Raw genomic sequence first — 12,060 nt, 5'->3', positions numbered from 1 at the left:
CTCGCTTTCGCTACGGCTCCGGACCTGAAGTCCTTAACCTTGCTAGTAAAAGTAACTCGTAGGCTCATTATGCAAAAGGCACGCCGTCACCCATATGGGCTCCGACCGCTTGTAAGCGTATGGTTTCAGGATCTATTTCACTCCGTTATTCACGGTTCTTTTCACCTTTCCCTCACGGTACTGGTTCACTATCGGTCTCTCAGGAGTATTTAGTCTTGGCGGATGGTCCCGCCGGATTCATACAGGGTTTCACGTGCCCCGCACTACTCAGGATACCACTATCTAAATGCTCTTTACCTATACGGGACTATCACCCTCTATGGTCGCTATTTCCAAAGCGTTCTAGTTCATTACACCTCGAATGTCGTGGTCCTACAACCCCGCACATGCCGGAACATGTACGGTTTGGACTAATCCGATTTCGCTCGCCGCTACTATCGGAATCACTTTTGTTTTCTCCTCCTCCGGGTACTTAGATGTTTCAGTTCCCCGGGTTTGCTTGGCTTACGCCATGACATATCTTCAATATGCCGGGTTGCCCCATTCGGATATCTACGGATCATATCGTGTGTGCCGATCCCCGTAGCTTTTCGCAGCTTATCACGTCCTTCTTCGCCTCTGAGAGCCTAGGCATTCCCCATACGCCCTTTTCCAGCTTGTCGCCAGATCTTTAATCTATTCTATTTTATTCGTACTCTTTACTTAATAAAGATTCGTGTTTCTTTCTTTTTTAGTCGGCAATACATTAAAAATGTATTACCTCCTGTTCCAATATGTCAATGAACGTTGTCGACTTTCGTCGCTGTGGAGAATATCGGAGTCGAACCGATGACCTCCTGCGTGCAAGGCAGGCGCTCTAGCCAGCTGAGCTAATCCCCCGTTTTAAGTTGCCGGTGATCAGTAACCAGTAACCAGTTTTTATGCTGTTGTACTGTGTACCGCATACCGCGTACTGTAAACTGGTCTTAACCAACTTCTAAAATTTCCTTCAATACTTAATGAACGTATCGCCTATTGCTAAACGATTTTCTTGTTTGTAGTCCCAGGCAGACTCGAACTGCCGACCTCTACATTATCAGTGTAGCGCTCTAACCAGCTGAGCTATGGGACTGTCCCTACTCTTTCCTCTCGGTATAAATACCTCGCAAAAAAAGCAATTACTTATATATCATAATTATGGAGATCATTTATTGGAACATTTACTAAAGAAACTATTATTAAATCAAAAGACCGGGACCGTAGTTCCATTCTTCACTTCGTCAGGGACCGTCCTTAAAGGACAATCTCTAGAAAGGAGGTGTTCCAGCCGCACCTTCCGGTACGGCTACCTTGTTACGACTTAGCCCTAGTTACCGATCTTGCCCTAGGCCGCTCCTTACGGTGACGGACTTCAGGCACTCCCGGCTTCCATGGCTTGACGGGCGGTGTGTACAAGGCCCGGGAACGTATTCACCGGATCATGGCTGATATCCGATTACTAGCGATTCCAGCTTCACGGGGTCGAGTTGCAGACCCCGATCCGAACTGTGACAGGTTTTATAGATTCGCTCTGCCTTGCGACATGGCTGCTCTCTGTACCTGCCATTGTAGCACGTGTGTGGCCCAGGACGTAAGGGCCGTGATGATTTGACGTCATCCCCACCTTCCTCACGGTTTGCACCGGCAGTCCCGTTAGAGTCCCCATCATGACATGCTGGCAACTAACGGTAGGGGTTGCGCTCGTTATAGGACTTAACCTGACACCTCACGGCACGAGCTGACGACAACCATGCAGCACCTTGCAAATTGCCCGAAGGAAAATCTATCTCTAGACCTGTCAATATGCATTTAAGCCCTGGTAAGGTTCCTCGCGTATCATCGAATTAAACCACATGCTCCACCGCTTGTGCGGGCCCCCGTCAATTCCTTTGAGTTTCATTCTTGCGAACGTACTCCCCAGGTGGGATACTTATCACTTTCGCTTGGCCGCCCAGAACTCAAGGTTCCGGACAGCTAGTATCCATCGTTTACGGCGTGGACTACCAGGGTATCTAATCCTGTTCGCTCCCCACGCTTTCGTCCATCAGCGTCAGTATATAGTTAGTCACCTGCCTTCGCAATCGGTGTTCTATGTAATATCTATGCATTTCACCGCTACACTACATATTCCGGCAACTTCACTATAACTCAAGACCGACAGTATCAAAGGCAGTTCTACCGTTGAGCGGCAGACTTTCACCCCTGACTTATCGGCCCGCCTACGGACCCTTTAAACCCAATAATTCCGGATAACGCTCGGACCCTCCGTATTACCGCGGCTGCTGGCACGGAGTTAGCCGGTCCTTATTCTTACGGTACCGTCAGTAAGCTACACGTAGCTCTTTTTCTTCCCGTATAAAAGCAGTTTACTACCCATAGGGCATTCTTCCTGCACGCGGCATGGCTGGATCAGAGTCTCCTCCATTGTCCAATATTCCTCACTGCTGCCTCCCGTAGGAGTCTGGTCCGTGTCTCAGTACCAGTGTGGGGGATCCCCCTCTCAGGGCCCCTACCCATCGTAGTCTTGGTAAGCCGTTACCTTACCAACAAACTAATGGGACGCATGGCCATCTTGTACCGCCCGAAGGCTTTAACCATATCCCGATGCCGGGTCATGGTACCACGGGGCATTAATCCAAGTTTCCCTGGGCTATTCCCCTGTACAAGGTAGGTTCCATACGCGGTGCGCACCCGTGCGCCGGTCGTCAGCGGAGCAAGCTCCCTGTTACCCCTCGACTTGCATGTGTTAGGCCTGCCGCTAGCGTTCATCCTGAGCCAGGATCAAACTCTTCATCGTTGTTTTGTAAATATTCGTCCCAACGAAGTCCAAATCTCTCCCGGCCCCGACTCTCGATTCAATTCCTTATATATACCTTACGATATACTAAATTGTATGTTTCCTTAATTCTTGTTCCTCTCGAACAGGTCCTCACCTATTCTCGATTCTTATCTCCACAATATTTCAATGAACTTCTATCAACTCGGCATCGAATCTCTCGATTCCCTTGCTTCGTTTTCCTTAGGTGTTTCCCTAAGCGGCTGCAAATATACAACTGTTTTTTAACCTGGCAACTTATTTTGAAAAAAAATATTCTTTCTTTTTTTCGCCAACCTAAAACAACATGTACATGAACTTTCCGACCCCCGATTCAGAACTTATCTTCCTCGTTTGCGGGGTGCAAATGTACACACTATTTCTAAATACACAACTACTTTTAAAACAAAATAAACAAAGTTTTTTGCACCAACACTCAACACCTTTGTTTACAGGTTTTTATAACTCTGAAATAATATTACATCACTGCTTTTTAATTATAGATGCAATACCGAACCATTATTGACCTATCATATATATGACCGGATAACCCCCTACAACCCTATGCAACATGACATACATCTACCCCAACAAAACCAAAAAGCAAATCATAACACCATTCTATTGTAGACGTGGATAGTTCATATTATCTTTGCACCCCTATAATATGTAAGACAAATGATTAAAATTACACTACCCGATGGATCGGTTAAGGAGTTTGAAAAAGGAACAACCCCTATGGAGGTTGCAAAAAGCATTAGCGAGGGATTAGCCCGTAATGTAATTTCAGCAAAATTCAACAATACCATTGTTGAAACTGTCACCTCATTAGAAACTGACGGCAGCTTAGTATTATACACTTGGAATGATAAGGAAGGCAAAACTGCTTTTTGGCATTCTACCTCACATATTGTAGCACAAGCTATAGAAGAACTTTATCCTGGAGTAAAATTAACAATAGGTCCAGCGATAGATAACGGATTCTATTATGATATAGAACTCCCAAATGGCTCCATATCTGATAAAGACTTTCCTGCCATTGAAAAAAAGGCAATAGAGATAGCTCGAGGCAAGCATGAATATAAAATGAGAGAAGTATCAAAAGCTGATGCTTTATCCTTTTATAAAAAGCAAGGAAACGAGTACAAAGTAGAATTGATAGAGAATTTAGAAGACGGAACCATAACGTTTTGTGATCACGATACATTTACAGATTTGTGTAGAGGTGGACATATACCTAATACAGGCATTGTAAAAGCAATCAAAATTTTAAGTGTTGCCGGTGCATATTGGAGAGGAAACGAAAACAATCCTCAACTTACTCGTATATATGGTATATCCTTTCCAAAACAAAAAGAGCTTACAGAATATCTTGAGCTTTTAGAAGAAGCTAAAAAGCGTGATCATAGAAAATTAGGCAAAGAATTAGAACTATTCACTTTCTCTCAAAAAGTTGGTCAAGGTTTACCTTTATGGCTACCTAAAGGAGCAGCATTACGTGAACGACTTGAGCAATTTCTAAAAAAGGCTCAAAAGAAAGCTGGATATGAAATGGTAGTTACACCACATATTGGTCAAAAAGAACTTTATGTTACTTCTGGACATTATGAAAAGTATGGTGCCGATAGTTTTCAGCCAATACACACCCCTAAGGAAGATGAGGAGTTCTTGTTAAAACCAATGAACTGCCCTCATCATTGTGAAATTTATAATGCAAAGCCTTTTAGCTATAGAGAACTTCCAAAAAGATTTGCTGAATTCGGTACAGTATATAGGTACGAACAAAGTGGAGAACTCCATGGACTTACAAGAGTTAGAGGATTCACTCAAGATGATGCACATATTTTCTGTACACCAGATCAACTTGACGAAGAGTTTAAAAATGTTATTGACCTATCCTTATATGTTTTGGGATCATTAGGTTTTGACAACTTTACCGCACAAGTATCTGTACGCGATTTAGACAATCCTGATAAATACATTGGATCAGTTGAAAACTGGGAAAAAGCAGAACAGGCCATAATAAATGCCGCCAAGGAAAAAGGGCTAAATTATGTTATAGAAAGTGGGGAAGCTGCTTTTTATGGTCCTAAGTTAGATTTCATGGTAAAAGATGCCTTAGGTAGACAATGGCAACTAGGTACAATTCAAGTAGATTATAATTTACCAGAAAGGTTTGATTTAACTTATAAGGGCAGTGATAACGAATTACATAGACCAGTAATGATTCACCGTGCTCCCTTTGGAAGTATGGAACGTTTCATAGCATTATTATTAGAACATACTGGTGGTAATTTCCCATTATGGTTAACCCCTGAACAAGCTATTATTCTTCCTGTTAGCGAAAAACATGAAAAATATGCTGAAAAAGTTTTAAAATCCCTAGAAAATAACGAAATTCGCGCCCTTATCGATAGTAGAAACGAGACTATTGGCAAGAAAATACGAGAAGCAGAAATGAGTAAGATACCATTTATGCTTATCGTTGGGGAAAATGACGAAGTCGCAAACACGATTTCTGTACGTAAACACGGAGGTGAAGACTTAGGAGCGATTGACGTAACTATGTTTACAGACTTGGTCAACAAAGAAATAAATAGTACCTTAAAGACGTTTAAAGAATAAAAGTTTAATTAAAATTATTTAGTCATAGCAATACGTAAAAGATTTCGACCACAACCTAGAAGGGAAAATAAGAATCCCCACAATATCAATGAAAAGATAACGGCCCCAAAAGTTAGGTTGGTAGGTGACAATGTTGAAGTAGGTGTATATCCTTTTCCTCAGGCTCTTGAGAAAGCAGTAGAATTAGGTTTGGATTTGGTGGAAATTTCACCAAAAGCAGATCCTCCTGTTTGTAAAATAATGGAGTATAAAAAGTTTTTATACGAACAAAAGAAAAGGGATAAAGCCATGAAAGCGAAAGCTTCCAAGGTTGTAGTAAAGGAAATAAGATTTGGTCCTAATACAGATGATCATGATTATGACTTTAAAAAGAAGCATGCCGAAAAGTTTCTAAAAGAAGGAGCTAAATTAAAAGCGTATGTATTTTTTAAAGGTCGTTCTATAGTTTATAAAGATCAAGGTGAAATTTTACTATTAAAACTAGCTTCTGAATTAGAAGAATTAGGAAAGGTAGAACAGATGCCTAAATTAGAAGGTAAGCGTATGACCATGTTCATTGCCCCTAAGACTAAAGGAAAGTAAAATAATAATTCGGCTTAGCTCTGCTACCGAATGTATTTATAAAATACTAAACGCTGCTTGCAATTGTGGGCAGCGTTTAGCATGCAAAGTGAGATTAATATATAAACTAGGAGAAAATGCCTAAACAAAAAACAAAATCCAGTGCTAAAAAGCGTTTTAAGCTTACAGGTACAGGTAAAATTAAAAGAAAGCACGCTTTTAAGAGTCACATCTTGACTAAAAAGTCTAAAAAGCGTAAGCTAAAGTTAACACATGATGGTTTAGTTCATCAAGCAGATGTTAACAGTATTAAAGAGCAGTTACGTTTAAAGTAAACTAAGTTCTTTAAAAGGTAAAATTATTAACCATGGAGTTAGGCCATAAAAGTTCCTTAAAATAAAGAGGGCGCCTACTACAAAAAATTAGAAAAAAATGCCAAGATCAGTAAATGCAGTAGCTTCAAGAGCCAGAAGAAAAAAGGTTATGAAGCAAGCCAAAGGTTACTTTGGAAGACGTAAAAACGTTTGGACAGTAGCCAAAAATGCGGTTGAAAAAGCAATGTTATATGCTTATAGAGACCGTAGAAACAAGAAAAGAACTTTCCGTTCATTATGGATTACCCGTATTAATGCAGGTGCCAGACAACACGGAATGTCTTACTCTCAATTTATGGGAAAAGTAAAAGCTAATAACATAGAACTTAACAGAAAAGTTCTTGCAGATTTAGCAATGAACCACCCAGACGCCTTTAAGGCAGTTGTAGATCAGGTAAAATAAATTAATAACAATCTCACTTTTTGAAAAATCCGATTCTCACGAATCGGATTTTTTAATTTTAGCAATGGCCAATTTAAATTCTTCCCAGTCTATTAATTCGTCACCATTTTTATCATATCCTTCTATAAGTTTTGACCCTACAATACCTCTAATAAATCCGCTTATTTCAGCATCCTTCAATAGCTTTACTATCTCTCCTTTTGTAAGTTTCTGATCATTATCCTTATCAAAAAAATTAAAAGCCATTTCAGGTGTTTCAAAATGATTAGTAATGAGTATTTGTATCTTGTTTAATATAGATTCTTCAGTTGTCATAATTCCTTTATTTTTATTGACCTTAATTTAAATCAAATTCCCCATAATGTCAATACAAGGTTTCTACCTGAGGCATAATTTCTGTGTTCACACAGGTAAATTCCTTGCCATATACCCATGTTTAATCTACCATTAGTCACCGGCACTTGCACAGATGCTCCCATTAATGAAGATTTAATATGCGCCGGCATATCATCTGATCCTTCATAGTCATGTTTGTAATATGAGGCATTTTCCGGAACTAAAATATTAATATGCGATTCAAAATCTTCTCTTACAGTGGGATCCGCATTCTCATTAATGGTAAGACTTGCAGAAGTATGTTTTATGAATACCTGAAGGAAACCGTTATTTATTTTTTCTATCTCTGGTATTTTTGAAACAATTTGATTTGTAACAATGTGAAACCCTCTTGAATATGAAGGTAGAACTACCTCTTTTTGAAACAACTTCATCATATATAATTAATTAAATAAAGGTAAAACTTTAAGCTATACCATCCCCTTGTTAACCGGCATTCAAATATCTTTGCTGCAAAATTTAATGTATATGGATTTATCAAAGATAAAAATGGTTGTTTCTGATATGGATGGGACTCTTTTAAACTCACAACATGAAGTTAGTGACCAATTCTTTGAACTCTTTAAAGGGTTAAAATCTCAAGGTATAACCTTTGTAGCCGCAAGTGGCAGACAATACAATAGTATAATTGATAAATTATATACTATTAAAGATGATATCATTGTAATTGCAGAAAATGGAGGTTTTGCCATGAAACAGCAAACTGAGCTTCTAGCTACGCCACTAGACAAACATTACGTTGAGGATATACTGAAAACACTTGATAAAATACCTGGAATTCATCCTGTTATTTGCACTAAACATAAAGCATACCTAACCAACAAGTCTAACGAATTTGTCGAAAAATTAGCTGAATATTATACTGAATTTGAAATAGTGGAACATCTATCTAACTTCAAATCTGAAGTGATTAAAATTGCCATATATCATTTTGAAAGTTCTGAGCAACATATTTATCCTTACGTAAAACACTTTGAAGATAATTTGAAAGTAAAAGTTTCTGGAGAAAATTGGTTAGACATTTCAAGTATGAATGCCAATAAAGGATACGCATTAGAAAAATTAATGAAAAGCTACAATGTTGGTTCAGATGAGATAATGGTATTCGGTGACTACAACAATGATCTAGAAATGCTCGCATTGTCTGATTTTGGCTTTGCCATGAAAAATGCTCATCCTAATGTGAAGAAAATTGCCAAGTACGAAACTTTGAGTAATGATGATAATGGTGTTGAACATATTCTTAAGATGCTAATTAAATAAATTTTCCATTCAATAAAAATTATAAAACAACTGCAAATAAATCCGAATTACTCAACCGCAGGTTTTAGCTCACTTGGCAGATACCCCATAGTTCTTTTAAAGGCAGTAGTAAAATGTTGTGGATTAGCATAACCCACTTCGTATGCTGCAAATGCAATGGTTGCGCCGTCTTGCGTAATTAAAGATTTGGCAGCCTCCATTCTCAACGCAGTTATATATTTGAATACAGGAACACCATATACTTTTTTAAAATCTCTTTTTAATTTTGTAGTATTAAAACCAGCTATGTCTGCTAAGTCTAAAATTTTTAATGGTTCCTTGAGGTTATTTCTTATGTAAGCCTCAACTTTCACCAACGCCAAATAATCTGAATTCAACAATTTTATATTGTTCTTGGAAAGTTTAGAAGTCTGTCTACCCAGTAGAAAATCTATTAATAGTACCGTAAGCTTACTTTCTAAATATGTCTTTCTGATCTCGCCTTTATACGGACATTGTATAATCTCATTTATCTTGCTTCGAATGTTAGGAGGTATAAATTTACTTTTGTCCCATAATACAAATGAATTAGAATTGACAATAGCCTCTTTTAATTTCTTAAAAGAATTTTCAAATTCAGTCCCTAAAAGATTTTGTAAAAGACTAGGCTTAACATAAATCTCAAACAACTTAGCGTTACTCTTAAAGAAAATATCTCTACCTTCTGTAGTTGGATAATAAAACATATTGCAGTGATTTTCTGGAATTTGTACCAAATATTTTATATGTCTTAAAGGTTGATAATTGTAAGCTCCCTCTAAAGAAAAATGAAATTTAATTAAATGTTCATCACTCGTTACACAAATCTCAGAATCAAATTGTTGAATTAATTTTGTATTAGAAAAGTCTGCGCCTCTTATAAATGAAGTATTATCCTTGGTTGTCACCTCTACTTCATTGAACTGCACAGAGTTATTAATGTAGCTATTTTCAAACAACTCCTTTACCCTTATTTCTTTACGTAGCAACTCTATATTCATATACATTTTCTATCGCAAAGCATTACTTCCTTTCGCGTATGTTTAAATTCCTTTCTCGGCACTTCCCTTTTCAATCCTGCGTTAGATTTGCAAAACTAATTTATTTAGACTAAATCTTAATAAACATTAGTAGCTTTTTTAAATTCAAATGAAAAACTTCTTAACGGCAATTCTTTTAGTATTATTTACAACTGTTCAAGGGCAAGATATTTTTAGTTCAATTTCAGGGACAGTAAAAGACACATCGGGCACTCCATTACCTTTTGCAAGTGTTCTTATAGAAGGCACAAAGCTTGGTGTTCTCACCAATGAAAATGGGTATTTCACTATTAATAAAGTACCCAAAGGAGAGCATAAGCTAATTGTATCCTTTGTTGGTTATACTACACGCTTTAAGACTTTTAAGCTTAGTGAAAATACCAGATTAAAAGAGATAAATTTCACCCTACAAGAATCCACAGAAAATTTAGATGAAGTAACCGTAAAAGGTAAAACCAAAGAAACCCAAATTGAAACTAAGGGTTTTGCGGTAAATGCAATAAATACGGAAGAAGCTAGCTTACGAAATATTCAAACCAATGAATTATTAAACACTACAGTAGGAGTTAAAATTCGCCAAAACGGTGGACTCGGTTCAGAAGTTACTTATAGTTTAAATGGGCTATCTGGAAACTCGGTGCGCATATTTATCGACGGAATCCCTATTTCTACTTATGGAAACTCATTTAACCTTAACAGCATTCCGCCTTCAATGATTAAAAATATTGAGGTTTACAAAGGTGTGGTACCAGTGCATTTAGCAGATGATGCTTTAGGTGGGGCAATAAATATAGTGCTGCATAACGATGCAAAAACAAATTTCAATGCTTCTGTATCTTACGGATCGTTCAACACTTTACAAACTAATGTTAATGGATTATATCGTTTTGAAAAATCAGGCTTTACCGTTAAAGCATCTCTTTTCCATAACTATTCTGACAATGACTATAAAGTATCAGGTAGAAGTGTCGTTGTTACAGGTTTAGGAGGCGTACAAACACCTATAACAGCAAGAAGATTTAATGATGCTTATAGATCTACTGGAGGGAGAGCCGAAATTGGTTTTACCGATGTAAAATGGGCAGATCAATTTTTTATAGGCATTACCGGTTCTGATGATTATAAAGAGGTGCAGCACGGAGCCTTTATGACTATAACACCTTACAAGGATAGATTTTTAGAGTCTGATGCGCTATTGGGAAGTATAAATTATCAAAAGAAAAATCTATTCACCAAAGGACTTGATGTTTCCGTAAACGGTTTGTACGGAAAAAGAAACCGTGTAGTTAACGATACTGTTTCTTGGGCATACAGCTGGAACGGAGAACGAGCAATAGATTTTAGAGGAAATGAATATCAATATACATGGCGTTCTCAACAAGAGGGCGGTCCTACCCTAGCAAAAATTAAAAGAAATGTAGCTTCAATTAGAACTGGGGTATCATATGCTATTAACGACAATCATAAATTAACTGTAAATCATGTATATAGCGGAATTGATAGAGAAGATAGTGATGCCCTAAGATCTGTATTGGAAAACACCTTCCTTGGCACAAGAGATTTACATAAAAACATCTATTCTTTATCCTATGAAGTAACCGCATTCGATGAAAAGTTAAAAGCAAGTCTATTTGGAAAACATTATCAGCAAAAGACTGTAAGTGTTGATCCTGCTATAGAAACTGATTCTAACGGAAACGATGTTATTGTTGATGAAGTTGTTAGTAGTAATAAGAAATATGACGGGTATGGTTTTGCTGCTTCATATGAGCTTGTACCAAACATAACACTTTTGGCATCTGCAGAAAAAGCTATTCGCCTACCCAATGAAACAGAGGTTTTTGGTGATGATGGAGATAACGTAGTTGCCAATTCTAGCATAGACCCAGAAAGTAGTGATAACTATAATCTTGGGTTCAGATTTGGCTCTTTTAATATCAAAAAACATGATTTCACTGTTTCTACAAACGTTTTCACAAGAAATATTAAAGATAGAATTGGTCTCCCTATTGAAACGTCATTAAATGTCGATGACGAATTAATTGTTTACGTAAATCAAGGTAGTGGTACGTCTAAGGGTATAGATGCTCAAGTTAATTACTCTTACAACAAAAATTTTGGTCTCAACTTTAATGTATCTCGTTTCGATTTAAAAATTATAAATCAAGGTATTGAAATAGATGTTCCAAACACTCCATTCTTTACCATGAACGCGGGGCTACGATATTTCTTTAAAGATGTAGTATTAAAGAAATCTCAATTAAATCTTTTCTACAATGCTTATTTCACTGATGAATTTTCATTCTTAACCTCACAGGGAACTAATACTGTTGGAAATGAGTTTTTTGAGGTTCCACAACAACTATCACAAGATATTGGACTCAGTTACACATTCCCTAACAAAAAGTTTGTCATGAGTTTTGACATCAAAAATATATTTGACAAACCAGTCTACGATAATCTATCTGTACAAAAACCAGGTAGGGCTTTTTATGTAAAATTAAATTACGCAATTAATAAATTTTAATTATTTAAATAACACCTAAG

Annotated in this window: 9 protein-coding genes, 2 tRNA genes and 2 rRNA genes (1 of these 13 running past the window's edge); 6 read left to right on the top strand and 7 right to left on the bottom strand. The window is 37.4% G+C overall.

From position 1 onward, the window contains the following. The 4 genes from P178_RS0101285 to P178_RS0101270 all read right to left on the bottom strand — a co-directional run. Positions 1-663, bottom strand: a 23S ribosomal RNA gene (locus P178_RS0101285); it reaches 2,168 nt to the left of the window's first position. Between the two features lie 142 nt (positions 664-805). After that, positions 806-879 (bottom strand) — tRNA-Ala (locus tag P178_RS0101280). Between the two features lie 158 nt (positions 880-1,037). After that, a tRNA-Ile gene (locus P178_RS0101275) sits at positions 1,038-1,111 on the bottom strand. Between the two features lie 179 nt (positions 1,112-1,290). After that, positions 1,291-2,815: ribosomal RNA gene (locus P178_RS0101270) — 16S ribosomal RNA — on the bottom strand. Together the 16S and 23S rRNA genes with 2 tRNA genes alongside form the textbook arrangement of a ribosomal RNA operon. Before the next feature lie 696 nt (positions 2,816-3,511). On the opposite strand from P178_RS0101270, the gene thrS reads away from it, so the two are divergent. From thrS to rplT, 4 genes are all read left to right on the top strand, one after another. Next, positions 3,512-5,458 carry a threonine--tRNA ligase gene (gene thrS, locus P178_RS0101265; RefSeq protein ID WP_027064532.1) on the top strand — a complete coding sequence of 649 codons (1,947 nt, stop codon included), beginning with the start codon at positions 3,512-3,514 and terminating at the stop codon, positions 5,456-5,458. 24 nt (positions 5,459-5,482) lie between these two features. After that, on the top strand, positions 5,483-6,040 hold the full coding sequence (gene infC, locus P178_RS0101260) for a translation initiation factor IF-3 (protein WP_081819372.1): 558 nt from the start codon (positions 5,483-5,485) through the stop codon (positions 6,038-6,040). 116 nt (positions 6,041-6,156) lie between these two features. After that, positions 6,157-6,354 carry a 50S ribosomal protein L35 gene (gene rpmI, locus P178_RS0101255; protein ID WP_027064530.1) on the top strand — a complete coding sequence of 66 codons (198 nt, stop codon included), beginning with the start codon at positions 6,157-6,159 and terminating at the stop codon, positions 6,352-6,354. 97 nt (positions 6,355-6,451) lie between these two features. Continuing rightward, positions 6,452-6,796, top strand: a complete 345-nt coding sequence (gene rplT, locus P178_RS0101250; protein WP_027064529.1) for a 50S ribosomal protein L20 — start codon at positions 6,452-6,454, stop codon at positions 6,794-6,796. A 36-nt stretch (positions 6,797-6,832) separates the two neighbouring features. Here rplT and P178_RS0101245 read toward each other — a convergent pair whose 3' ends face one another. Continuing rightward, positions 6,833-7,111, bottom strand: coding sequence for an EF-hand domain-containing protein (locus P178_RS0101245; protein ID WP_027064528.1), 279 nt, complete (start codon positions 7,109-7,111; stop codon positions 6,833-6,835). 32 nt (positions 7,112-7,143) lie between these two features. Next, positions 7,144-7,566: a secondary thiamine-phosphate synthase enzyme YjbQ gene (locus P178_RS0101240; RefSeq protein WP_027064527.1), complete on the bottom strand. Its 423-nt coding sequence runs from the start codon at positions 7,564-7,566 to the stop codon at positions 7,144-7,146. 94 nt (positions 7,567-7,660) lie between these two features. Here P178_RS0101240 and P178_RS0101235 point away from each other — a divergent pair, with 94 nt between their 5' ends. Further along, a complete protein-coding gene (locus P178_RS0101235; protein ID WP_027064526.1) occupies positions 7,661-8,455 on the top strand; it encodes an HAD family hydrolase in 795 nt (264 codons plus the stop codon). 47 nt (positions 8,456-8,502) lie between these two features. Here the strand turns inward: P178_RS0101235 and P178_RS22505 are convergent, their stop codons facing one another. Beyond that, positions 8,503-9,474 carry a helix-turn-helix domain-containing protein gene (locus P178_RS22505; protein ID WP_051638133.1) on the bottom strand — a complete coding sequence of 324 codons (972 nt, stop codon included), beginning with the start codon at positions 9,472-9,474 and terminating at the stop codon, positions 8,503-8,505. Between the two features lie 148 nt (positions 9,475-9,622). Between P178_RS22505 and P178_RS0101225 the strand changes: the two genes are divergently transcribed. After that, positions 9,623-12,040: a TonB-dependent receptor gene (locus tag P178_RS0101225; protein WP_027064525.1), complete on the top strand. Its 2,418-nt coding sequence runs from the start codon at positions 9,623-9,625 to the stop codon at positions 12,038-12,040. The last annotated feature ends 20 nt before the right edge of the window (positions 12,041-12,060 follow it).

Origin of the sequence: Maribacter sp. Hel_I_7, from assembly GCF_000688315.1 — a bacterium.
GTDB classification, from domain to species: Bacteria; Bacteroidota; Bacteroidia; order Flavobacteriales; family Flavobacteriaceae; genus Maribacter; species Maribacter stanieri.
This window is presented reverse-complemented; position numbering and strand designations above follow the sequence as displayed.